General features: G+C 58.0%; 26 protein-coding genes and 1 pseudogene. 6 read left to right on the forward strand and 21 right to left on the reverse strand.

Annotated features, from left to right (window positions below; translation table 11 throughout):
* Positions 1-48: 48 nt before the first annotated feature.
* A pseudogene (locus RMR21_RS23670) lies at positions 49-219 on the forward strand (DUF736 domain-containing protein); the annotation flags it as partial.
* 547 nt (positions 220-766) lie between these two features.
* On the opposite strand, the gene RMR21_RS23675 reads toward RMR21_RS23670, so the two are convergent.
* From RMR21_RS23675 to traC, 5 genes are read right to left on the reverse strand one after another with little or no spacing between them, the layout of a single operon-like run.
* Complete coding sequence (locus RMR21_RS23675; protein WP_065661775.1) at positions 767-1015, reverse strand: WGR domain-containing protein; 249 nt, start codon at positions 1013-1015, stop codon at positions 767-769.
* Positions 1016-1057: 42 nt separating this feature from the next.
* The gene (locus RMR21_RS23680) at positions 1058-1867 is read right to left on the reverse strand and encodes a thermonuclease family protein (protein WP_498672072.1); all 810 of its coding nucleotides are present in this window, start codon (positions 1865-1867) and stop codon (positions 1058-1060) included.
* On the reverse strand, positions 1812-3752 hold the full coding sequence (gene traG, locus RMR21_RS23685) for a Ti-type conjugative transfer system protein TraG (RefSeq protein ID WP_498672074.1): 1941 nt from the start codon (positions 3750-3752) through the stop codon (positions 1812-1814). Before traG ends, RMR21_RS23680 begins: the two co-directional genes overlap by 56 nt.
* Complete coding sequence (gene traD, locus RMR21_RS23690; protein WP_065661776.1) at positions 3739-3954, reverse strand: type IV conjugative transfer system coupling protein TraD; 216 nt, start codon at positions 3952-3954, stop codon at positions 3739-3741. The genes traG and traD overlap by 14 nt, the downstream gene beginning before the upstream one ends.
* 4 nt (positions 3955-3958) lie before the next feature.
* Entirely contained in the window at positions 3959-4267 is a 309-nt protein-coding gene (traC, locus tag RMR21_RS23695; protein ID WP_498672076.1) for a conjugal transfer protein TraC, read from the reverse strand.
* A 252-nt stretch (positions 4268-4519) separates the two neighbouring features.
* On the opposite strand from traC, the gene traA reads away from it, so the two are divergent.
* The 4 genes from traA to RMR21_RS23715 are packed head-to-tail and all read left to right on the forward strand — an operon-like array spanning position 4520 to position 10203.
* Positions 4520-7846 carry a Ti-type conjugative transfer relaxase TraA gene (traA, locus tag RMR21_RS23700; protein WP_498672078.1) on the forward strand — a complete coding sequence of 1109 codons (3327 nt, stop codon included), beginning with the start codon at positions 4520-4522 and terminating at the stop codon, positions 7844-7846.
* Between the two features lie 26 nt (positions 7847-7872).
* Positions 7873-8409: a conjugative transfer signal peptidase TraF gene (gene traF / locus RMR21_RS23705; protein WP_498672081.1), complete on the forward strand. Its 537-nt coding sequence runs from the start codon at positions 7873-7875 to the stop codon at positions 8407-8409.
* On the forward strand, positions 8399-9562 hold the full coding sequence (locus tag RMR21_RS23710; RefSeq protein WP_065661780.1) for a conjugal transfer protein TraB: 1164 nt from the start codon (positions 8399-8401) through the stop codon (positions 9560-9562). The genes traF and RMR21_RS23710 overlap by 11 nt, the downstream gene beginning before the upstream one ends.
* A gap of 17 nt (positions 9563-9579) precedes the next feature.
* The gene (locus tag RMR21_RS23715) at positions 9580-10203 is read left to right on the forward strand and encodes a TraH family protein (RefSeq protein WP_065661781.1); all 624 of its coding nucleotides are present in this window, start codon (positions 9580-9582) and stop codon (positions 10201-10203) included.
* 166 nt (positions 10204-10369) lie between these two features.
* Here RMR21_RS23715 and RMR21_RS23720 read toward each other — a convergent pair whose 3' ends face one another.
* From RMR21_RS23720 to RMR21_RS23730, 3 genes are all read right to left on the reverse strand, one after another.
* Positions 10370-10744 carry a DUF5615 family PIN-like protein gene (locus RMR21_RS23720; protein ID WP_498672084.1) on the reverse strand — a complete coding sequence of 125 codons (375 nt, stop codon included), beginning with the start codon at positions 10742-10744 and terminating at the stop codon, positions 10370-10372.
* Complete coding sequence (locus RMR21_RS23725; protein ID WP_065661783.1) at positions 10741-11364, reverse strand: DUF433 domain-containing protein; 624 nt, start codon at positions 11362-11364, stop codon at positions 10741-10743. Before RMR21_RS23725 ends, RMR21_RS23720 begins: the two co-directional genes overlap by 4 nt.
* 63 nt (positions 11365-11427) lie before the next feature.
* On the reverse strand, positions 11428-11649 hold the full coding sequence (locus tag RMR21_RS23730; protein WP_065661784.1) for a helix-turn-helix domain-containing protein: 222 nt from the start codon (positions 11647-11649) through the stop codon (positions 11428-11430).
* Between the two features lie 217 nt (positions 11650-11866).
* Between RMR21_RS23730 and RMR21_RS23735 the strand changes: the two genes are divergently transcribed.
* A complete protein-coding gene (locus RMR21_RS23735; protein ID WP_065661785.1) occupies positions 11867-12190 on the forward strand; it encodes a transcriptional repressor TraM in 324 nt (107 codons plus the stop codon).
* A 2-nt stretch (positions 12191-12192) separates the two neighbouring features.
* On the opposite strand, the gene RMR21_RS23740 is transcribed toward RMR21_RS23735, so the two are convergent.
* The 13 genes from RMR21_RS23740 to traI all read right to left on the reverse strand — a co-directional run bounded on the left by RMR21_RS23740 (position 12193) and on the right by traI (position 23312).
* The gene (locus RMR21_RS23740) at positions 12193-12897 is read right to left on the reverse strand and encodes an autoinducer binding domain-containing protein (RefSeq protein ID WP_065661821.1); all 705 of its coding nucleotides are present in this window, start codon (positions 12895-12897) and stop codon (positions 12193-12195) included.
* Between the two features lie 263 nt (positions 12898-13160).
* Positions 13161-14459 (reverse strand): IncP-type conjugal transfer protein TrbI, encoded by a 1299-nt coding sequence (gene trbI / locus RMR21_RS23745; RefSeq protein ID WP_498672086.1) that lies wholly within the window; start codon positions 14457-14459, stop codon positions 13161-13163.
* Positions 14460-14471: 12 nt separating this feature from the next.
* A complete protein-coding gene (trbH, locus tag RMR21_RS23750; RefSeq protein ID WP_498672088.1) occupies positions 14472-14912 on the reverse strand; it encodes a conjugal transfer protein TrbH in 441 nt (146 codons plus the stop codon).
* Positions 14913-14914: 2 nt separating this feature from the next.
* Positions 14915-15724, reverse strand: a complete 810-nt coding sequence (gene trbG, locus RMR21_RS23755) for a P-type conjugative transfer protein TrbG (protein WP_498672090.1) — start codon at positions 15722-15724, stop codon at positions 14915-14917.
* A gap of 16 nt (positions 15725-15740) precedes the next feature.
* Positions 15741-16403 (reverse strand): conjugal transfer protein TrbF, encoded by a 663-nt coding sequence (locus RMR21_RS23760; protein WP_065661789.1) that lies wholly within the window; start codon positions 16401-16403, stop codon positions 15741-15743.
* Positions 16404-16423: 20 nt separating this feature from the next.
* Positions 16424-17605, reverse strand: a complete 1182-nt coding sequence (trbL, locus tag RMR21_RS23765; RefSeq protein ID WP_498672091.1) for a P-type conjugative transfer protein TrbL — start codon at positions 17603-17605, stop codon at positions 16424-16426.
* Entirely contained in the window at positions 17599-17793 is a 195-nt protein-coding gene (trbK, locus tag RMR21_RS23770; protein ID WP_498672093.1) for an entry exclusion protein TrbK, read from the reverse strand. The genes trbL and trbK overlap by 7 nt, the downstream gene beginning before the upstream one ends.
* Positions 17790-18596, reverse strand: coding sequence for a P-type conjugative transfer protein TrbJ (gene trbJ, locus RMR21_RS23775; protein ID WP_498672096.1), 807 nt, complete (start codon positions 18594-18596; stop codon positions 17790-17792). Before trbJ ends, trbK begins: the two co-directional genes overlap by 4 nt.
* Positions 18568-21024 (reverse strand): conjugal transfer protein TrbE, encoded by a 2457-nt coding sequence (locus tag RMR21_RS23780; RefSeq protein ID WP_498672097.1) that lies wholly within the window; start codon positions 21022-21024, stop codon positions 18568-18570. Before RMR21_RS23780 ends, trbJ begins: the two co-directional genes overlap by 29 nt.
* A 10-nt stretch (positions 21025-21034) precedes the next feature.
* Positions 21035-21334: a conjugal transfer protein TrbD gene (locus RMR21_RS23785; protein ID WP_498672099.1), complete on the reverse strand. Its 300-nt coding sequence runs from the start codon at positions 21332-21334 to the stop codon at positions 21035-21037.
* A complete protein-coding gene (locus tag RMR21_RS23790; RefSeq protein ID WP_077105429.1) occupies positions 21327-21710 on the reverse strand; it encodes a TrbC/VirB2 family protein in 384 nt (127 codons plus the stop codon). The genes RMR21_RS23785 and RMR21_RS23790 overlap by 8 nt, the downstream gene beginning before the upstream one ends.
* Positions 21700-22677, reverse strand: coding sequence for a P-type conjugative transfer ATPase TrbB (gene trbB / locus RMR21_RS23795; protein WP_498672100.1), 978 nt, complete (start codon positions 22675-22677; stop codon positions 21700-21702). The genes RMR21_RS23790 and trbB overlap by 11 nt, the downstream gene beginning before the upstream one ends.
* Positions 22674-23312: an acyl-homoserine-lactone synthase gene (traI, locus tag RMR21_RS23800; RefSeq protein ID WP_498672102.1), complete on the reverse strand. Its 639-nt coding sequence runs from the start codon at positions 23310-23312 to the stop codon at positions 22674-22676. The genes trbB and traI overlap by 4 nt, the downstream gene beginning before the upstream one ends.
* Positions 23313-23698: the final 386 nt, after the last annotated feature.

Raw genomic sequence — 23698 nt, forward strand, 5'->3', positions numbered from 1 at the left:
CACATAATCCCGCTCTCTGCATAATCCGTGTTATGCGGTGAACCGCATAATGTCGAGCTGGGTGCGGCTTGGCAGAAGCGGTCCACTGAGAGCGATCGCGACTACCTCTCGGTCAAGCTGGACGACCCAAGTTTCCCGGCTCCGATCTACGCAACCCTGACCGAAGTCGAAGGCGAGGATGGTTACCAGCTGATCTGGTCCCGACAGAACCGCGATTGAGGCATTGAGGCTCCGCCCATCGGGCGGGCCTCTTCCCTCGGACTATGGAGCCGGGAACGGGCGTCTTCCGGCCCCGGCTTTGTTGATGCCACACGGAATCAGGAGATAGCTGCTCAGATCGAGCGAGGTTGCCGGCCGAGGCGACCGCGTCAAGGACGAGCGGTTCCCCCAATTTCTCGCGATCGCTTCATGAGCGCCCGCATTTAATGGTCTGTGTTGCAAGGGAGGTCAGCCGTGTTCCCGATTGATCACTCCAATGACGCGATCACTTTTATACAGGCCTGCCGGATGTCGAGACCGACCTCTGTGGAGTAATCGCGCCTTTGACCATGGGGCAAACAGCTGCCTCGGCAAATTTGCGCCAACTGCTGACTTAAGTAAGCGTGTCTTATGGCCACGCAATCGATGATATTGTCGCCACTTTCCTTTTACGAGCGTCCTTGAGGGCGCATCTTGGCCTCGAATAGCCATTTATGGCTCTGATCAGGGTGCGCCAACTGTTCGAGATCATACCCGCGATGTCGCGTGTCTATCATCTCTGGCGTCTTTACGCCGATCTGGGCACATAGCCGCGCGATTTTTTGTGCCGGGCAAGGTCGAGAAAGAGCACCACAGCATCGTGCTCGTTTTCGAAATGATGCACAATGCTCTGCCCGGACGCTCCAATGCGGCCCCAGCGCCGGATGAGGCATGGCTCTCCGAACAAGCTTCGGGAGATTTCCATGGCATAGAACCGGGCCATGTTCTTCGTCGGGTCCGTTCGTTCTGTATAGATGTGATAGGGCTGGTAGATCATACGGACAGATTCGCCGATCCTACCTTTCTCGTCCAACGAGAGTTATGAATCGGTCGACACCATTCGATTCATTATTGTGATGAAACAGCCCGCCGGATAGTCGTGCGAGACGGCTTCGCCCTGCGGCTCTACTCGCTTTGCTCCCCGAACCCGGCTACGCGGTTTCGGCCAGTCGGTCACGATCCTCTCGCAGTTAGGTGCCGCATAAGGCACGACTTGGTAGAGCCGACCGGGCTGCAGAAAGACCATGCCGCGAGTGGGCACGATAGAACTAGTCAAATCGATTGCACCACGGTCGTCTACGACCGTCCCACCGGCGTGCGAGGTTTCCTCCACGAGCACGGTGCCAATTGAGCGGCCATTCCTGGTGATAATCCTCAGATCGCGACCGAAGCGGTCCTGGTCCCTGCCAGTGGCGGTAATTGAGAACTTTCCGCCGTTGAGAAGCGCAAGCAGCCGCTGCTTTGCCGCTTCCCCTTTCGCACGCTCGACCTCGCATCGGGGCGGGCTGAGTTCAGGCGCGTCGATATCGGCGATCCGGATTTTCTTGGCGTGAAACCAAAATGTATCGCCGTCAACGATGCAGTTTACGCGGCGACTGTTCCCGCAGATAGAAAAATCGGCCGACTGTGTGTCAAGCGACAGCGGAGAGGCCATCGCAGTCGAAGTAGAAATCCCAAGATCGACGCCCAGCGCCGTGTATGCAGCACCGGCTACGATTGCGACTAGCAGCGCCACACCGGCATCTTTCGCACCTACCCGCCACCCCATCCTGTGTGTCACGTCACTTTCCACTTCATTTTGTTTTTGTTGGTGGAACAGATGCGTTGGAATGGAAACGGTTCCCGTCAACGCAAGCCTTCATGTCATCTCGCCGGAACCAGATAGCTCGTCCGCATCGCAACGGTGCATTTCCCGCGGTGAAGACGATCTGTTCGTCGGCACGCATGCGTAGCACTTCATGGGGCTGGATGAGTGGCCTGGCAGCGAGATGTTTCGAGCGTGTTCGCGACGATCCCCTTGCCTGGGAGCTGAGACTTATCTGGTCGATCTCCACGGTGGTCATACCGCAGCGTCGGGAGATGTAGTCGGCGGTTTCGGGATCGTTGATAGCGGCAAACGAAATCCAGCTGACACTCTCGAACCACTTGCTCGCCGCGTCGCGACCGCCATAGGTTTCGCGCATCTGGCCGATGGATTGGTAGATCATCGTCAGGGTGATGCCGTATTTGCGTCCGGCGTCGCGCGCGGTTTCGATGATCCGCATGTAACCGAGGCGGGCCACCTCGTCGAGGAGAAACAGCGCACGCCCCCGCATCTGACCGTCGCGGTTGTAGATGGCATTGAGAAACGAGCCGATAATGACCCGCGCGAGACCCGAATGGGTCTCCAAGGTCTTGAGGTCGATGTTGATGAAGACGTCGGTGTTTCCTGCCGCGATGTCGCTGGTCGAGAACTTCTTTCCCGATACGAGGGCAGCATAGTTCGGATAGGAAAGCCAGTGCGTTTCCTTGACCGCATTGGCATAGACACCGGAGAAGGTTTCCGGCGTCATGTTGACGAAGGCTGCGACATTCTCCTTCACGAAGTCCGAGCCCGAATTGTCGTAGATATCCTGAAGCCGCTTGCGCAGTGTCGGCTCCGGCTCAGAGAGGTTCATGCGCACCTGCCGAAGCGTCCGGTTCTCGTTTTCCGTATGACCGGACAGGCACACATCGGCAATCAACGCTGTTAGCAGTTGCAGCGCCGATGCGCGAAAAAAGTCATCACGCACACCGCGCGCGCCGCTGCTATCGCTCATGATCCATGAGGCAACGGAGGCAATGTCCTCTTCCTTGGTTCCGCCGAAACGTCCGACCCAGTCGAGGGCGTCGAAGCCGACGTCCGGCTTCTTCGGATCGAGGACAAACACGTCCCGCCCCGCTCCGCCGCGATGCGCAGAGACCATCGGCGCGACCTCGTTCGAGGGGTCGAGCACGATCAGCGTGCCGCCCCATTTCAGTGCCGTCGGGATTGTCACCGACGTCGTTTTGAAGCCGCCGGACCCGGCAAAAACGATCCCGTGCGACGAGCCGAACGAGCCATCGAAGCACAGCAAGGGTGATTTGCCACCGGCACCCCATGTCTCAGCGCTGTCGGCACGAAACGCCCGGGCTCCGACACTGTCCTCGTCTACCCGATAGTGTTCCCCGATGACGATACCGCCATTCTCCGCAAACAACTTCGCGGCTTCCGTCAGTTTCATCCAATCCGCTTCGCCATGGAGCGCCCGCTTGCCATGAACCCGTTTCGGCTCGGGCCGTGCGAACGCGGCGTTGCCCATCAGGACAACGCGGATTGCGAAGCAGGCGCACATCAGTGCTACGCCCGCTCCGATCGCTGTTGCCGGATCGAGAAAGGCAAAGACCGTCTTGTCGGTTGGCAGCGTCTTCGTAAAGGCAGCAAGGCGCATCGTCTCGCGGACCGCTGCGACCAGGATCGTCCCACCGCATCCTGCAAGGACGCCCCAACCAGCCTGCTTTATGTTGATCGAGCCGGCGCTCGCGAACAGGAACAGAATTCCGGTCACCGCACTCGCCACATAGGGCAATGCGATCCCCGCCCGCCCCCAAGCCTGTCGCACGGCCTCGGTCTTACCGAAACCCGAAAGCCATTGCTCGATCCCCGTCATTCCAATGACAGTCAGGATCATCAAGGTCCCCGGCACGAGCACGAGCGCAACCCTACTGATGGTCATCGCCGAAGGCCTCCACACCGATTGCCGTGAGCCTGGAGCGCTCCTCCTCGTCGCCTTTCATTCTGCGAGCAGCATCGAGAAGCGCGCCCAGCAACAGCGCGCGCTTCTCATAACGCAACCCGGCTTTTACGATCAGGCCGCCGAGCTCGATTTTTTCACGCGTATCCTTCTTGCGGGCGTCGGATGTCATCGTTCTCGCCATACGCTCAAGCCTCACCACCGCTGCCCGCGCCTGCGCCAGATGCGTCCGCCGCGGTCGACGCTTCTCCGCTGTTGTCGCCGGGGCTCTTCTTTCCTCCACTCGTGACGCCCTTGTCTGCCCCATGGCCTCCGCGAAATCGCTTCGCCAGTTGCTCAAACGCTGCCTGAAGTTCCACCTCGTCGATTTCGATCTCGCCAAGACCCGACTTGAGCGCGACCCTTCCGATCCGCTCGGCTTCTCTCGTCTCGGCAAGTTTGAGCTGTTCCTGCAGCTTTGCGATTTCATCGCGGATTTTCGAGGATGGCTTCTTCATGTCCGATCGTCTCCTGGGTGAGAAAGCTTGTCTTTCGGACCCAGTTTTTCGGAATGGAGCGCGGGATGCACTACTGTGAATCCTACAATCGCCACCGGCGATGCTTTCGGGAATGATCCCGGCCGTTCGTAAGGACGGCTTCCAAGGGCGCAATTATACGTCGCTGGCGCGACGTGTTGCTGACAGAGCCTGGTGGGCCGCCGTTCCCGACGAACGCTTTGATGTCGTTCACAACCGGGAGAGAACTCCGCCGTGGCCGTCCCTCACTTCTCCGTCAGTATCGTCGCCCGTGGCTCCGGCCGCAGCGCCGTCCTGTCAGTGGCCTACCGGCATTGTGCCAGGATGGAGTTTGACCGGGAAGCCCGCACGATCGACTACACCCGCAAGCAGGGGCTCCTGCATGAGGCGTTCGTGATCCCTGATGACGCGCCGGAATGGGTGCGCAGCATGATGGCCGATCGCTCGGTCGCTGGCGCATCCGAGGCGTTCTGGAACAAGGTGGAGGACTTCGAGAAGCGATCCGACGCGCAGCTCGCCAAGGACGTCACCATAGCCCTGCCGCTCGAGCTGACGGCCGAGCAGAACATCGCGCTCATGCGCGACTTTGTGACAAGCCACATCATCGCGAAGGGTATGATCGCCGACTGGGTCTACCACGACGCCCCCGGCAATCCCCACGTCCATCTCATGACCACATTGCGCCCGCTGACCGAAGACGGTTTCGGTTCAAAGAAGGTCGCGGTAACAGCCCCGGATGGCACGCCAATCCGCAATGATGCCGGCAAGATCGTCTATCAGCTATGGGCCGGTGACACGCAGGACTTCAACGCGTTTCGCGACGGCTGGTTTGCCTGCCAGAACAGACATCTGGCGCTCGCCGGTCTCGATATCCGCATCGATGGCCGTTCCTTCGAAAAGCAGGGGATCGAGCTTGAGCCAACCATCCACCTCGGCGTCGGCACCAAAGCCATCGAGCGCAAGGCCGAAGAGATCGATCGGAAGCAGCAAAGGCCGGCTATCAACCTCGAGCGCATCGAGATCCAGGAGCAGCGTCGCAGCGAAAACGCCAGCCGTATCCAGCGCCGTCCGGAGATCGTGCTCGACCTGATCACACGCGAGAAGAGTGTCTTCGACGAGCGCGATGTTGCGAAGGTCCTGCACCGCTATATCGACGATGTCGCGCTGTTCCAAAGTCTGATGATCCGCATTCTGCAAAGCCCGGAAGCGCTCCGGCTGGAACGCGAGCGGATCAACTTTGCGACTGGCATTCGTTCTCCAGCAAAGTACACCACGCGCGAGATGATCCGGCTTGAAGCCGGGATGGCCCATCGTGCAACCTGGCTGTCCGGCAGCACCTCTCATGGCGTCCGAAAGGCTGTGCTGCAGGCGACCTTTGCTCGCCATTCCCGTCTGTCGGATGAGCAGCGAACGGCGATCAGCCATGTCGCTGCGCCCGCGCGGATTGCCGCTGTCATCGGTCGCGCTGGCGCTGGCAAGACGACGATGATGAAGACGGCGCGCGAAGTGTGGGAAGCGGCGGGCTATCGTGTGGTCGGCGGTGCCCTGGCTGGCAAAGCCGCCGAAGGTTTGGAGAAGGAAGCGGGTATCGTTTCCCGCACGCTGTCGTCGTGGGAGCTTCGCTGGAACCAGGGACGCAACCAGCTCGATGACAGATGCGTCTTCGTGCTGGACGAGGCCGGCATGGTCTCGTCGAAACAGATGGCGCTGTTGGTCGAAACCGTCACCAAGGCCGGCGCCAAGCTCGTCCTTGTCGGCGATCCGCAACAGCTCCAACCGATCGAAGCGGGTGCTGCCTTCCGTGCGATCGCCGATCGCATTGGCTATGCCGAACTCGAGACGATCTATCGTCAGCGCCAGCAATGGATGCGCGATGCCTCGCTTGACCTGGCGCGCGGTAACGTCGGCCAAGCGGTCGATGCCTATCGCGCACATGGATACATGAGAGGATTGGACCTCAAGGAACAGGCGGTCGATAGACTGATCGCCGATTGGGATCGCGATTACGATCCTTCCAGGACCAGCCTGATCCTCGCACACCTCCGTCGTGATGTGCGAAAGCTCAACGATATGGCCCGCGCCAGACTTGTCGAGCGTGGCGTCGTCGAAGACGGTTTTGCCTTTAAGACAGAGGACGGAACCCGCATGTTCGCCACCGGCGACCAGATCGTTTTCCTCAAGAACGAGGGTAGCCTTGGCGTCAAGAACGGCATGCTCGCAAAAGTGCGTGAGGCTGCACCCGGCCGGATTGTCGCTGAGATTGGAGACGGCGAGCACCGCCGCCAGGTAACGATCGAGCAGCGCGTCTACAACACTCTCGGTCACGGCTATGCGACGACGATCCACAAAGCCCAAGGTGCCACCGTCGACCGGGTGAAAGTGCTGGCCTCCCTCTCGTTGGACCGACATCTCACCTATGTGGCCATGACCCGCCACCGTGAGGATCTCGCGGTCTACTACGGCAGTCGCTCTTTCTCCAAGGCGGGCGGCCTCATTCCGATGCTGTCGCGCCAAAACGCCAAGGAGACGACCCTCGATTACGAGCAGGCGTCGTTCTACGGCCATGCGTTGCGATTTGCCGAGGCCCGCGGCCTGCATCTCATGAACGTCGCCCGCACGATCGCACAGGATCGTCTTCAATGGGCCGTCCGGCAAAAAGACAAACTCGCCGACCTTGGCACCCGTCTTGCCGCCATCAGCACAGCGCTCGGGCTTGGCCGCGGCAGCAACAAACACACCATCACCGATACAATCAAGGAGGCCAGGCCCATGGTATCAGGCATCACCATCTTCCCCAAATCTCTCGACCAGGCTGTCGAGGACAAGCTTGCCACTGACCCCGGCCTCAAGACGCAATGGGACGACGTCTCGACCCGCTTTCATCTCGTTTATGCCAATCCGCAAGCAGCCTTCAAGGCCATCGATGTCGACACCATGTTGAAGGACCAGTCGGTCGCGCAGTCCACGCTGGCAAAAATCGCGCACGAGCCAGAAAGCTTCGGCGCCCTCAAGGGAAAGACCGGTCTGTTCGCCAGCCGTGGGGACAGGCAGGACCGGGAAAAAGCCATCGCCAATGTGCCAGCACTCGCCCGAAATCTTCAACGTTACCTTCGTGAGCGGGCCGAGGCCGAAGTCAAACATGAGAAGGAAGAGCGCGCGGTCCGGCTCAAGGTTTCTGTCGACATCCCGGCGCTCTCTCCAGCCGCCAGGCAAACGCTTGAACGCGTGCGCGATGCCATCGATCGCAACGATTTGCCCGCAGGTCTCGAATACGCGCTCGCCGACAAAATGGTGAAGGCCGAACTCGAAGGCTTCGCCAAGGCTGTGTCCGAGCGTTTCGGGGAGCGGACCTTCCTGCCCTTGGCCGCGAAAGACACTGATGGCAGGACGTTCGAGACCGTCACATCAGGCATGACGGTCGGCCAGAAGGCCGAAATCCAGTCCGCATGGAATTCCATGCGAACGGTCCAGCAGCTTGGCGCGCATGAACGAACGACCCAAGCGCTCAAACAGGCCGAGACGCTGCGACAGACCAAGAGCCAGGGGCTCTCGCTGAAATGAGGGCGGGAAATGAAACGCTCCGGTCCATGACCGCTCAGCAGCGACGAGCCATAGTGGCTCTGTCGGTAGTGGCCGTAGCCGCCATCCTGCTGGTGGTAACCGCCGTCTCCGGCGGTTACCGCATCAATCTGACCCCGAGCGCGCCACTCGGCCTGTGGCGTATCATCCCGCTTCATCGACCGGCAGCAGTCGACGACCTCTTGTTCATCTGCCCACCGGAAACGGTGGCGATGCGTGCAGCTAGGGCACGAGGTTATTTCCACTCTGGTTCCTGCCCAGGCGGTTTCGCACCGTTGATCAAGACAGTAATCGCCGTTGCAGGACAGCATGTCGAAATCGGCGACAGCGTGAGCGTGGATGGAAGGAGGGCCCCCTCCTCAGATATCGCACTGCGCGATGGAAAAGGTCGGTGGTTGACGCCCTTTCCGAGTGGCACCATTCCGCCAGGACATGTCTTCCTTTACTCCTCGTTTCCAGGCTCTTACGACGCCCGATACTTCGGTCCGGTGCCCGCCTCTGGCGTTCTCGGTCTGGCGCAGGAGGTCCTCACCTATGCGCCGTGAAGATCTTCGGGCGGCTGCACCCGTTTTCGCTTCCATCGCGATCGGCTTGGTGGGCTGGAGCGGCCACGTGTTGCTTTTGCCGGTTGCGCTGGGATTTCCCGTTCTTTGGTCAATCGCGCGAACGAGATTGGTGGCGGCATGTGTATCGGCCGGATATTTCCTGGCCGCATCGCGAGGTTTGCCACAGGGCGTCGCCGCCTTCTATTCGTCCGATATCTGGCCGGGGTTGTTGCTCTGGCTGTGCGCGTCGTTGGGCTTCGTTGCCGTGCATACGGTACTTTGGACAAGGAACAGCGGAGTCCGTCCGTTTCGCTATCTTGTGGCAGCAGCCGTCATGGCCATCCCACCATTCGGCATCACGGGCTGGGCGCATCCCGTCACAGCCGCGGGTGTTGTGTTTCCAGGATGGGGATGGTGGGGACTTGGGTTCATGACAGCTGGCCTTGTGGGCCTAGTAACCCGCACTTGGCCAGCTGTTGCCACTGCCTTGACAGGCTTGTGGCTTTGGTCCGCCGCGATCTGGACCGATCCGACCCTACCTGAGGGATGGCGCGGCGTCGATCTGCAAATGGGCGCTTCGCTTGGTCGGGACGCCGGTCTTCAACGCCAACGTGACTTGAGAGAAACGTTTCAGAATGCGGCCAGCGATGGCGCACGTTACGTGGTGCTTCCCGAAAGTACGCTTGGCTTCTGGACACCGACTGTCGAGCGGCTTTGGGCCGGCGCATTCCGTGCAAGCGGGGAGACGGCTATTGCTGGTGCCGCGCTGCTTGACGCCACCGGGTATGACAATGTCCTGGTCGCGATCGACAGCAGGGGTGGCCGCATCGTCTATCGGGAACGTATGCCGGTTCCTGGCGCGATGTGGCAACCATGGCGATCCTTGTTCGGGCAGAGCGGTGGAGCAAGGGCGGATTTCTTTGCGAACCCCGTAATCCCGATCGGCGCCAATCGGGCAGCGCCGCTGATCTGCTACGAGCAACTGCTCGTGTGGCCGATCCTCCAGTCCATGCTGCACGACCCGGATTTTGTCGTTGCCGTGGGAAATGGCTGGTGGACCAGAGGGACGTCGATCATTGCCATCCAGCGTGCCACAGCGACTTCGTGGGCAAAGCTCTTCGCAAAACCGCTTGTCGTTGCCTTTAACTCTTGAAAGCCGAGGAACACTCCATGCTCGACGCCGCACTGATAAAGGAATGCGCAGACCCTTTCGTCAAACCCGCGATCGTGGAGCAATTTGTGAGGGCAGCGGGCTCGGCCGATCCCCTCACCGTGACCGTCAAATCCGGCGGTCGAATGATTCTTGTTCCGAAACCAGCATCGGTAGAGGACGCTATGGCGATTGTGCGGCAATATGCTGGCCATGCGGTTGTTCGCGTTGGGCTGACCCAGCTCCCTGCTGGTGTGGGAGTGACAAAACCCGCGGATCTGAAACCCGACCTTGTCGATGCGTGCCAAAACCTTCGCATAGGGACGGCGATGTTCGCCAAGGTCCTCAGGATCGTCGCGAAATGGTATGGTAATCCCACTGGAGAAGACGTGTTCCAGCAAATGTTCGAGGATGCAGTCTATGCTTGGAAGACCGGTGAGTTCGAGGGTGTGAGTATTTTTCACGCGGAGGATCCGGGTAGGGCAATAACCAACCAAAAGAAACCGCAGGCTGCTGATACAGCGGAGGCGGCTACGGTCGATGCCGAGGCTCCCATGCAGACTGAGGTGGAATCCTTGGACGAAAAGAAAATAGGCACTGCGGAGATGCGGGTGGACTTATCTCGCATCGGTGCTCAGCCATAGCGTGAGGTCGTCTTCCCGTGAGGAACGTCGGTCGAACTACTTACCAGCGGTGGTCCGAGAGCATCAAATTAGTGTGTTTCCAACGCATGAAATTAGTGTGAGCAAATATACAACGCCGACGGACCGAGATTTGGATCGATCTGTACAAATTGGCGGGTATGGTTCTTCACTCTGGCAGTGCATAGCGCGTCAGTAGAGCCTCTTCCCCGTCGATGGCGATTTCGATCACCTCGTTCACCAGGTCCGGAGAACCGCCAAGTTCCTGCAAAACGAGCGTGAACAATTCCCGCTGCTGCACTGGTAGGACCTGCGGTACGATGATCACAAGGCCAGCATGCAGATCCTCTCGCGCATGGAGTTTCCTGAAATCACGGGCGTTGTTCGTAACGAATGTAAAGTCTTCCGCGACGATTCGGGGCATCAGATCCCAGTCGGTCTCGCCGCTCGGGCCCAGCCAATTGACGTGAAAGCAATCGTGGCCGTGCTCTTGAGCCACAGCCACGAGAGACGTGTGCAGGCATTCATCGACGAGGAACTTCACGAAGCCTTGCCCGAGGGCTTTTCGGCTTCAAGAGGCAAGCGCTTCACCGACTTCACTTTCAGTCCCTGTTCCGACAACTTTCGTGGCCGCCCACGGGCAGGATGAGCCGCTACCCAGATTTCGGCGAGGTCCACCATACGCGTAGTAAGAGCTGGATAGCCCTCGACGATCTCGTCCGTAGCGGCGCCTTGCAATTTCATCGCAGCGATCGTTCGGACTGGAACGCGCGTGCCTTTGAAGACCGGCTCGCCGCCAACCACGCCTTTCACGCTGTGTATGATCTTGTCCGCTTCCCTGAGCGCTTCGCCACGCGCGGTTAAATGCTCCCTCGCTCTCGCAACGTCGACGATCAGATAGTCGTCCGCTCTGACGGTGTCGGCTTCAGGATTTTCGTCGATGGCGGCAAAAAGGCGCTTCCTGCGTTCGGCGGAAAGGATTGAACCGACGCCGAACCAGAGCTTCAGGCGCAACAGATCGTCGTCAGTGATCGCACGGCTGCGCGAATTGGAAGACAGACTTCCAATGATTCGTTTGTCGATTGCGTTATGTACCGATTTAATGCCGATCTCACTCACGGCAGCCGCCTCAGTGGGCGTATATTCACGAAGTGCTACAACCATAATCATTCTCCTTGAGGAGAATATATACGATACTGCGCGTAATCTCAAGGCCGTCGGCTCGCTCTACTCTCTCTCGTTTACTGGACAAATTAACTCGACGTGGCTGACATCCAAGGCCTGAGCGAGTTCATAAAGCGTAATCACGGTCGGGTTGCGCCGCCCTCGTTCTAGACTACTCAGGTATTGTTGACTGAAACCAGAGCGCGCCTCAACCTCTTCCTGGGTCAGGCCTTTCTCCCGACGCAGGCGTGCAAAGTTCGAGCCGACCAGTTTGCGCATGTCCATGCGCAGAAGATCGCTGTTTACACACTTTGAGTTTATCAACTAAAGTATGTAAACGCTCTGCCGATCTGCGCTGATGGTTCGAGTTGGAAACGGTTTCCGTGTTGACCCAAGAACCGAGGCTATTCCTGGACTCAGTGATTGCGGATGTAAGGGTTGGCAATTTATATGGGTGAACCGTCGGTATCAGATGGTGCGAAATGAAGGTAGGAGCGGAGGGATGAATAATGCAGGCTCAGCCGACGGTAACGACGAGGCAGAACACAAAGAATCACAATTCACCTTAATGCAAAAGTCAGAATTGGAAGCTCTGGCGATCGCTGCGATCAAAGTGCACCGCCGCCTAATCGACGCCGACGAAGCTGTTTACGAAGAATGGACCCGCGCCTCATCTGATCCTACGGCGTCGAGCGCTGTAGTCGAAAACTTGCAGCGAGAATACACCGCGCGCCAGCAGAAGTCTGAAGCCCAGCAAGAAGAACTTTCGGAAATCATTGATGCGCTCGGCTACGTGCCTGACGTTGCCCCAGATGTTGACGATTGACTCTATAGCAGACCGTGGTCCTTGGCGATTGCGACGAGGTGGGGAACAGTCGCCGCTTCGAGCTTCTCTCGCGCCTTATCCAGATAATGCTGCACCGTCCTCGATTTGATCCCTGTCAACATTGCGGTTTCCGGCGCGCTTTTGCCTTTTGTCGCCCACATGAGACACATAGCCTCTCGTGATGAAAGCACTCTTTTTGGCGAAATGATCGTCGTCGCAGCAATGATCTTTAAACGGTAATGGATCGCTAGAACTGCCCGGTACGCCATGTGCGGATCCTGCAACTTTGAAACGTCAGTTGTCAGGGCTGAGGATGCAAATGTTAGCATCATCGTCGATCCGAAACTTCCCTCAACGGGTATCGTCACGCCGCTCCTGATGCCGTGATCGACCGCTTGGTCACGAAATCGTCTGAGTTCGGAACTTCCACGATCCGCCCAATTGTCAGCCGTCCACGAGAACAATTCCATGCGACGTTTGCCTTCCGTAACGACGGGATCAATGCGGGAATATCGGCTTTTGAGATAAACGCCCTGCCAATCTTCTGGATAAGAATTGAAGGTGCGCAGGTCCAACCCCTCGGTATGGAGATATGCGAAACGCTCAAAGCCACATGCATGCGCAAATATCTTCAGTGCACCTTTGATCATGCGCTCATCATGCGCGGCTTCAGTCATATCAATGAGTGAGCGAATGTGACCGTCCACTAACTTTCTCCTATGCGGCGAATGCGAGATGGCCCGAACCAGGCGACACCGAAATTTCTTAAATATAAACTGTTCGGCCATAGGCCATTCTGCGAATGCAGTGACGGATCTGAGTTTACGACGAGATCGCCAAAAAATGTTGCGATATTGATAATACTCAGCTTTTCCGAGCGTTTCTAGAGTTAACTGTCAAAAAAGTGACAAACTAACGCAGAATCTTACTAGTATGTACAAGCGTTGCTTGAAAATATCGACGTGAAAATCTACCGTAGGCTATAGGTCGAGGGAAAAATCATGTCTTGGTCAACAAGGACGTTGAACTTGTAGCCCGGTCGGATGTTGATCGTCGGCTGAACGTTCAGGTTTTTCGATATCGTTTCTTCCGCAACGCGACCGAAGCTCTCGGCGAAATTTCGCCGTGCCGCGTCGGAGGCTGTATCCTGTGTCGCCAGCGTCGAACTTTGAGGCATCGACATATCGATCCCGGTTCCGATCAATGCCACCAGCGCTGCCGAACCGAAAGTCCTCCACAGACGGCGATCGACCTTGTCCCGGAAGCCGCCATATCCTTCGGCATCCGTGCCGGCCATGCCGCCGATTTGCAGAGTAGATCCATTTGGGAAAATAAGGTCCGTCCAGACCACAAGAACGCGCTCTTGGCCAAACGACACCTTGGAATCGTAACGACCGAACAGCTTTGCACCCTGCGGGATGAGAAGCCGGTGGCCGGTGGCACTGTCATAGACGTTCTGGCTGACCTGAGCAGTTATACGGCCCGGCAGGTCAGAATTGAGCCCAGTGATCAATGTGGCGGGAATGACCGATCCGCGCTTCAATTCATTGGGTGACATCTGCGGCACGACCTGGTTCGGCAGATAGCCGAGATCCTTGATGTCCTGGTTGAAAAAATCCTCCTTCGATGCTTGCCCGCTCTGATCTGCGTTCTGTCCCATCAAGCCAGATTGCAGTGCCGCAGCATATAGATCGGATGTCCTGTTCGCAGCGCTGGTGGCTGGCTGTCGGCCGATGTCACTTTTGGTATTCCCGGTACTATCGATATCCGAAACGTCGACCTTCAGCGGCGAATCGAGCGCTGTGGCACCAGCCTGAATGCGGGCCATGCGTTGGCGCTGCGCCTCTCGCATGTACTGTTCATCCTGCTCTCGCTTCAGGCGAGCCTTCCAGACCTCTTCCGGTTCGAGACTTTGCCCACTTTCTTCTCGCTCAACTGACTGGCGCTCGACGATCGGTTGCTGCTTCTCCGATTTTTCCATTTCGACAGGTGCCGGTTGGAAAACCTCCTGTTTGTCCGGCTCACCAATAATTCCATCGGATATACCGCGCTTGAGTTGATCCCCGAAACTAGTCGCGGGGCTGTTCGAAACGTCATCGAAGTTCCCACGATTGAAAGAAAGTCCGCGCAGTGACAGGCCAATGACAACAACGCCGATAAAAATCACGACGACAATGATTGCTATGATGATCGGCAAGCGGTTGAGTCGGCGCATGCCATTCTGTTCGTCTGATTGGCTGGACGTGCTGAGCTGGAGCGACTGAACCATTGTAAATCTCCGTCAGTTGCGCTGCATGATTGAAAGCGGACTGATCGGCGCTGCGCCGACCGCACTCGGCGCATATGCACGGCTCAGTGCGATCGACGGAGTTGATACCCGGGCCAGAATTTGTCCGTCGAAGCCCTCGATTGCATAAGCAAGCTCGACGAGCGTGGCACCCTTGGGTACCTTGCCGTCCGGGACGACCCTGTAACCCCAGCCCTTCAGGGCTGCTTCGAGGGCAGTCGCGAATTCCGACTTATCGTTGTGCATGACAATCGTCGTGGTTCTGCCAGCCGGGACGAACTGCTCAGCCAGGCGGCTTGCTATGTCGCCTGCGACCGCTCTCGCGGCCGGTCCGCTTATGGAAACGGGGGCAGAGTTGGTTATCAAGGTGTCGTCTGCCGTCTGGCAACCGGAGAGAAACGCAGCCGCAACACAATATGCGAAAAGCTTGCGCATGGTCAGCCTCCCCGCCGGATGGTAATCTTCTCTTGCCGCCAACCAACGCCTGATACGAGGATCGCCTTGTCGATCGCATAGTCGACCGTCATCATGTCGTTCTTCATCCGGTAGTTGACGATACGATTTTGACCGGCTGAAACGACGAAGAGCACAGGTGCGTCCTGTCCCGAAATAGACTTCGGGAACTGGATGTAGGTCTTCACCCCGTCGGAATATACCCGCTTCGGTTTCCACGATGCGCCGCCGCTCACCGAATAGGAGAAGTTCAGTTTCTCCGGCGCAGTGCCCGGAATACCGGCCGTTTCGAGACGGGAATTGATGTCGGCGAGTTTGGTGGAAACATCTTCCGGATACTCGAACCCGACCCGCGCCATGTACTGGCTTGGATGGGATTTGAGCTGAATATGATAGGTGCGACGGGAGGTGGTGACGACCATCGAGGTCAGAAGGCCTGGTTCCGACGGTTTGACGATGAGATGGATCGCCTGTCCGCTTGTCGCCCCTGAAGTGGCAGGTTCCACCTTCCACCGCACCGTGTCGCCGACGAGTACGTCGCGGACAATCTCCCCACCCTGAAGTTCGATGTCGCAGACCTGCAGTGGAGAGCAGATAACGGACGGCTGGGTCTGGCCGAACAGAAAGATGACCTTCCCGTCCGGACCTGTCGTGACCAGTCCCGGTGTGCCGCGCCATTTCCGTGAAAGATTTGTACCTTTCAGTTCGTTACTCGTCATGCTCTGAGCATATGCGCCCCCCGCAAGGGCGGTCATGCAGACGGCGGCTGCCAATCGTAGTCGTGTTCTGTGCATTGAAAATCCCCTGCCCTTAAAGCTGTGCTGTCCAATCGAAATCCCGGACGTAAAGGCCGATTGGATTGAGGCGGATCGTCGCCTCATCCTGAGGCGCGGTGATCGTTACAGTCGCGATCCCGCGAAACCGCCGCGTGCCAGTTTCTTTTCCTTTGCGGTCCCGTTCATATTCGGTCCAGTCGATCTGATAGGTCTGGTTGGAGAGCGCAACGATGTTGTTGACCTCGATTGCAACCGTTGAAGCTTTTGCCTTCTCGAATGGAGAATTGCCTCGGAACCAGGCGTTGACCTTCTCGGTCGACGGGTCGGAGGTGCGGAGAAGCGCGTAGGTGCGGTCGATATATTGTTTCTGCACCACTGCGTCCGGGGTGATCGAGCGAAAACTCGTGACGAAGTTGCCCAGCGTGGCACGCACTACGCGCACGTCGGCATACTCAATCTGCTGCGGAAAGCCTGCTGTGACGGCGGTCCCAAGCTTGTCCACCTCGACGATGTACGGCACCAGCCGAACTTGCGTGCTCAGATACATCGCATAGCCAAAGCCGATCACCGCCATGGCCAGCCCAAGGACTCCGACGATGCGCCATGCGGCAGCCGCCTTCACATAGGAGCCATAGCGTTCCGTCCATTCCTGGCGAGCGGCAAGATACGGGTTTTCCGGGGCACGGTTTGCGGCCATTTGTTCTTCCCTTGTTTCGATTATGGTTTGTCATTGCGTTCGGGAAGAGGTTTCGGCCCGTTGTGACCGCCACGCTGTTCATCGAGCTTGGCGTTGGCCAACCCGAGGATCGACCCCGCATAGGCGCCGGGAGAACCGATCGCTTTTTCCTTCGCGGCTGATCCCGCAGCCTGTGCGCCGGAAGTGAAGCTCGCGCCCATGCCGCGCAGAGCAGCACCAGCGACCGATGAGCCCCCAGCGCGTGCGGCTTGTGCCGCCGCAAATCCCGCGCCTGCCGCGCCGGCGGCGAGAAAGCCAGCGCCTGCGGCGAAAGACGCCGCCTGGCCTCCGTGACGGATTGCTTCCATTCCTCCAGACACTGATGCGCCTTGGACAACGCCTTGGATGATGTTCGGGACATACATGGCGATGATAAAGACCACTACCGAGATACCGGAAATAGCCAACGTCGTGACAAACTGGTCCGACGATGCCGTGGGCGCTTGGGCGAGACCAAGCAGAACGCTCGATCCGATCTTGGCAATCATCACCAGGGCCATCAGTTTCATTCCGACACCAAAGGAATAGACGAGGTAGCGGACGGCGAAGTCTTTGGTGAAGGACGAACCGCCCAGTCCGAGCATGATCATGCCGGCGAGCAGTCCGACATACATCTCAACCATTACCGATACGAAGATCGCTGCAACAAGTGAGAACGAGATGACAACGATGCCCATGGCGAGAACTGCCGCGATCGCAAGGGCATTGTCTTCGAACACCCCGAATTGTGCCTGCCCTGACATTTGAGACGCAACGCGTATGCCGGCATCGAAGACCTCAGCGGGCGACGCTGAACCGCCGCCGGCACCAATCTGGAAAAGGCTGTCGACTACAGCTCGCGCAAAGGTTGGACCCTGCGCCAAGACAAAGGCAAAGAACCCGATAAACATGATCCGCCGGACCAGTTCGGCGAACCAGCTGTCTAGCGTGGCGGATTGAATCGCCAGCCAAACCGCCGCAATGCCGATCTCGATCGTTGCGAGAATCCAGAACAGCGATCTCGCAGCGTCCATTACGGTAGTCTCCCACCCCTTCGCAGCGGTCGAGACTTGGTTTTCGAGTTCCGTGAGAACCTGTCCTTCCTGCGCGAACACGGGAACAGCAAAGGCTAGGACATAGAGACTTATAATCAGGAACGAGCGTGCGGCGGCTATTTTCACCATCTCGGGCGCATCTCCTGACCTTCCTTGATTGGCGGCAGTTCCCTTTCAGAGCCAAAAAAACCTTCCCAGGCGGCGCGCTGCGCTTGCGTCGGCGGGGGTGTTCCTGTGTTTCGGGAACTGACGATCAGCACCGTTGCAACCGAAGCGGCAACGGCGAGCAGCAAGGCAACGGGGAAGGCACGGCTCACCAGCGAGGCTCCATCTTTTGGCCCTGCGGCACGTTCTTTACCTCAGCGTTGAAGAACTTTTCACGCCGTGCCTGTGCAAGGTCCTTGTCGGTTTGTTCTGTCTGCAGCCACGTGCCCATCATCGTCATCTGTTGGGAGACGAGACCGCGAAGCTTCTGCATTTGTGCGACTTGCTGAGCCGCGATCTCATGCCCGACCTGCAGAGCTTTCACCTGCCCATCTGCCGTCTCCGACATCGACCGTAGTGACGACATCGTATCTTCTTCGCTATCGAATTGGTCGGCCGTAAGACTAGCCGCCCTAAGCGAGCTGGCGATCGTGTCGCGGTTGGTGTCCGACCAGGACTGGTAGGTCGAGGAGAACGTTGCGTTGTCGGGTAAACTCGTCCTGAGATCAGCGTAACTCTCAAAGCGCTGATGAAGAACATCATCGGCATTGCCCAGAGAAAATGAGATGCTCTGACCCTGTTCGACAATGCTGCGTAGCTGGTTGAGATCGCTTTCGACCTTTCCCCAGGCATAACTGGGAAGCTGCGCAGTGTTTTGCAGCATGTTCTCGTAGATTTTCAGCTGGTTCTGGATCTGCTCCGCAAGCTGGCTGATCTGGGTCAACTGATTGTCGACCTGGATGCCGGAGCTTTTCATAAGGTCTACGAGTTGCGCGTTGTTGGCCAGCTGCGTCCATTCTGTTGCGGCGCCGGCGGCTGAACCGGCTTGCACCGAACCTTGATTGACAACCGTGATGGCGAGCGCCGCCGCCAGGCAGGCAATCCTTCTATTCGTACTTGAGTAGCGATGCGGCATCGTGAACTCCTCTCGTTTCAAGCCAGCGGATCGGCCATTCACGGCCGTGCTCGGATTTAAGGATGCGGACCCGTTTGAGATCCTCTTTGCCCGTCGCGCCGACAAAGCTCAGGGCGACCGGCCCAAGCGACATGTTGAAAAGCCGCCGGCCTTCCGGCGTGGCGACGTAGTACTCGCGCTTTGGTATCGCCGTTGCGACGATCTCGATCTGCCGCTCATTAAAACCGATACGCTCGTAGAATTCGCGCGTCCCGGACTCGCGGGCGGCGCCGTTTGGAAGGCAAATCTTGGTCGGGCAGGATTCTTTCAAGACGTCGATGATACCGGACCGTTCGGCGTCCGAGATCGACTGGGTCGCAAGGACGACAGCGCAATTCGCCTTGCGCAACACCTTGAGCCATTCCCGGATTTTGTCGCGGAAGACCGGGTGACCGAGCATGAGCCAAGCTTCGTCGAGTACGATCAGGCTCGGCGAACCATCCAGACGCTTCTCGATCCGCCGGAACAGGTAGGTCAGCACGGGCACGAGATTGCGCTCTCCCATATTCATCAACTGCTCTATCTCGAAGGTTTGGAAGGTTCCGAGCGTGAGACCGTCCTCCTCCGCATCGAGAAGCTGACCCATGGGGCCATCGACGGTATAGTGATGCAACGCGTCCTTGATTTCGCGCAACTGAACGCCGCTGACAAAATCCGAGAGTGAGCGGCCAGATGCTTTCGCCATGAGGCCGACCTGCCGAGAGATGGCGTTGCGATGATCCGGGGTGATCGTAATGCCCTGCAGACCGACCAACATTTCGATCCACTCCGTCGCCCAGGCGCGGTCGGCATCAGTCTGGAGTTCGGACAATGGGCAGAAAGCCAGGCCCCTCCCCTCTACCGCAATGTCACCACCGATCTCGTAGTGATCGCCGCCAGCAGCGAGTGTCAGCGGAAGCAGAGACCTACCTTTATCAAATGCAAAAATCTGCGCATTCTCGTAGCGGCGAAACTGCGCGGCGATCAGAGCCAGAAGCGTCGACTTGCCCGACCCGGTCGGACCGAAGATCAGTGTGTGGCCGACATCATCGACATGCAGATTGAGACGAAACGCCGTCGATCCGCTCGCAACCTGCATCAAGGGCGGGGAATTCGGTGGGTAAAACGGGCATGGGGAGATCGGGCTTCCAGACCAGACCGAGTTCAGCGGGATCAAGTCGGCGAGATTGCTGGTGTTGATCAGCGGCTCACGGATGTTGCAATACCAGTTGCCGGGAAGACTACCGAGATAGGCGTCTGTGGCGTTGAGCGTTTCGATCCGTGCCCCAAAACCGTCGGCCTGGATCAGTCGCCGGATCGCTTCAGCCTTCTCCTGCAGTGCTTCGCGATCGCTGTCGAACAACACGACGACGGGCGTGTAATAGCCATAGGCAACAAGCTTCGATGAGGCCTGTGCGATCGCATCCTCTGTTTCAGCGACCATAGTCATTGCGTCTTGATCGACTGAGCGGCTTTGTGTCTGGAAGATCTGGTCGAAGAACGGCCGGACCTTCTGCTGCCATTTCTTGCGGGTGCGTTCGAGCTTCTGTTTAGCCTCCTCGGCATCGAGAAAGATGAAGCGTGATGACCACCGATAGGTCAGCGGCATCAGATCGAGGCTGTTCAGGATACCCGGCCAGCTTTCGGCCGGCAGACCGTCGATCGCAACGATGCCGAGGAAACGGTTCTCAACTTTTGGTGTCAGCCCGTGCTCAAGCTCGGCGGTTGCGATCCAGTCGAGGTACATGGGGACATCGGGAAGCCGGACCGGATGGCTTTCGCCAGTGATGCAGAACCTTGCGAACTGAAGGAGTTCGTCATAGCGAGCAATCCTCTCCCCTCCCCTCTCGATCGTTTCACGGGTTTCCATTCGCCGGATTGAAAGGGTGTTGGCGAAATACTGCTCAACCTCTCGTATCGCGCTCTTGAAGACAAAGAGCACCTTGTCCGCGTAAGACTTCTTCCGGCTCTCTTCGTCTGAATAGATATATTTGCTCAGAGAGGTTCTCTTGGACGCAAGTGGTCGGTAGGTCAGGACGATTGCGTGCTTGCTCTCAAAGTGTCCCTGCTCACGCTCGAAATGTGCCCGTCGCTCAGCGTCGATCGCGCGGGTCACCGGGTCGGGAAAATGGCATCGGTCTTCGGAGGGATAGTCGACTGTTGGAATACGGATAGCCTCTACCTGGATCATCCACCCGCTTCCAAGTCGCGACAGGACTGCATTTATCTGCCTCGACAGCTCGTTGCGCTCCACGTCGGTTGCGCTTTCGGAATCTGGGCCTGCGAAGTACCATCCTGCCATCAGGCTCCCGTCCTTCAGGAGGAGGACACCATTGTCGACAAGCCCTGCATAGGGAACGAGATCCGCGAAGGAGGGGCCGGTCACCCGGAAGCGTTTGAGAGCTACCATGGCCTCCTCCTCAATACCGCCGCCAGGGCGAAGTGGTCGCTTTGTAGGTAGGCTTGTAGGAAATGTGTCTGATATAGACTTGCCGCATGAGCGGGTCAGACTTGGCCATCATCCTGAGCAGCCCAACGATCACGACCCAGACAGCAACACCAAAAAGCGCCGAATAAACCGTCAGCACCACGAAGATCAGGATCACGGCTGCAAGGCCGGTGATCAGCACTAGTTCCCGGTCAGCGCCCATCAGCAGATTTGGGCGAGACAGCGCCCGATGGATGCGGTTACGCCGCAGGCGGGATAGGAACTCAGCCATGATCCCCCTCCCCTCCTACGTCCGGAACAATCGGCATCATCTCCACGTCGGTCAGCCCGATCGACGCACCGGTCGCGCCGAACAAGCCGACGATGTTGGTAGCGCCGAGAAGAATGCCGGCAACGAGGACGACGTAGACAAGTCGCCGCGCGAAATCGTTTAACTCACCACCAAAGATGAGCATCCCGCCGGCGATCGCCACGGCTGCAAGCGCGATCGCACCCGCGACAGGCCCGGTGATCGACTCCTGAATCTGCTGCAAAGGACCTTCCCAGGGAAGGCCGCCTCCAGAACTGGCAAGCGCCGGCGCAAACGAGGCAAAAACGATGGGTGCCGCCAAGAGCGCGGCGGCGATGAGGGTATGGTTACGCGACATCGCGCGCCTCCTGTTCTTCCGTGAGCTGATCGGATTCGATTTCATACCGTCCGTTGATGAAACGCTCGACCTGGATGATGTCGCGTACGATTCGCCCGCGCGGTGTTCGCTCGATAGAGATGACCAGGTCTACCGCTTCTCCGATGACCTCGTGCATCGGCTGCTGGCTCGCCTCAGCGGTCAGCTGCTCGAGACGTCGCAGCGCTGACATGGCGGTGTTCGAATGGATGGTCGCTACGCCCCCCGGATGACCAGTGTTCCAGGCTTTAAGCAGTGTAAGAGCTGCGCCGTCGCGAACCTCGCCGACGACAATCCTGTCGGGACGCAGCCGCATGGTGCTCTTGAGCAATCGCCCCATGTCTATCGTATCACTGGTATGCAGGAGGACGGCGTTATCGGCGGCGCACTGTATTTCCGCAGTGTCCTCGAGAATAACCAGACGATCCTCGGGGGCCGATTTGACGATTCCGTCGATCACCGCGTTCGCAAGCGTCGTCTTACCAGAGCCCGTCCCACCGGAAATGATGATGTTCAGCCTCGCTAAAATGGCGCTACGGATCGTGGCGGCCTGGTATTCGGTCATCGCACCTGTGCGAACGTAGTCTTCGAGTGGAATGAGGCGTGATGCGCGACGCCGGATGGTGAATGCGGGCTTTGCGACAACTGGAGGCAACAACCCCTCGAACCGGTGGCCGCCGATTGGCAGTTCGCCTGAGATGATCGGCTGCTCGGTGTCCACTTCGGACTGAAGTGCATGCGCCACAGTCCCGATCACCATTTCCGCTGCTGCAGATGACATTTCGCCAGCCAGCGCAACGCCATGGCCAATTCTTTCGATGAACAGTCTTCCGTCCGGATTGAGCATGATCTCGACGACAGTCGCGTCATCCAGGGCGATACAAAGCTGATCGCCCAGCGCTTCCTGAAGTTTGCGGACAAGTCTGGGATGAGAGCGAAGCTGGTTCACGAATGTCTCCTAAGGCTACCTGACCGAGAGGGGTCGAGTTCAGAACAGTAGTCGGAAGGTCGAAGCCTCGCGAATGTGTCCGCGTCGGCGGGAAGTGTGCCAGCGACCGCTATTGTCACACCGATTTTCTTCGGCTCGCCCAAACGCCGCAAAGGCCATCCGACGCGAGCGAGGATTCTCTCAAACCGAAGATCGGTTACTGTGACGATCTCGGTGTACCCATTGGTCATGCACCATTCGACGATGCCCGCGAACATGGTCAGCGTTGCCTGGTGGACCGAGCCTGTTCCCCTCCCCTCCGCGAGAGTGGTATCGACGCAAAACCGAGAACTTTCGATCATCGCTGCATGACCGATGAGCTGACCGTCTGGGAGAAGCGAGGGGAAAACGTCGGACACCATAGTCGGACCAAGCGCCGGGAGAAGTCTCGCGCATCCCGCCAGTTGGTCGGTCTCGGTAGTCGCGATAACGTAGGTCGGTTGAAGGGCATCGAAGCCGTCAGACTCGCACCCTGCTGTTACGTCGACCTCCCAGCCAAGGCGATCGGAAAAAACCCGCGCACGAAGCTGGTATTGGAGGTGAAGGAGGCGAGCTTCCTGAATCGTCCGGGGTGTTGAGAACGCGATTACCTGCATGACTTTCCTCCGTCATTGGTGGACGGTTTGGAAATCAGCACAGATTCGAACGGCTCGGCAGTTGTATAATCCTACAAGTCGAAGCGTGAGTCGGATCCCTCTCACAGACGTTGTCGCGCCGTGTCTTTCTTTCCAAGTCGCTTTGCACAGGAGTCTTTGTAGGATTCACAGTAAAACGGAGAGTGAACGAACTCGTCCGAAATTGAGTTAAAAAGCTGATTCTGTTAGCTATTTTGCAAATAAAGAGACAAAACGATTTCCGCGTCTTAATTCTTCATTAACTTTAAATCCCTTGCGGCATTATGGGAATCGCGAGATAGTTTCTCAAATGACGGCTTCGCGGCCACTTTTTCGAAAGTGATGCCCTACTGGAAATAGTTCGCAAA

The sequence above is a fragment of the Agrobacterium sp. rho-8.1 genome, assembly GCF_033957725.1.
Taxonomy (GTDB): Bacteria; Pseudomonadota; Alphaproteobacteria; order Rhizobiales; family Rhizobiaceae; genus Agrobacterium.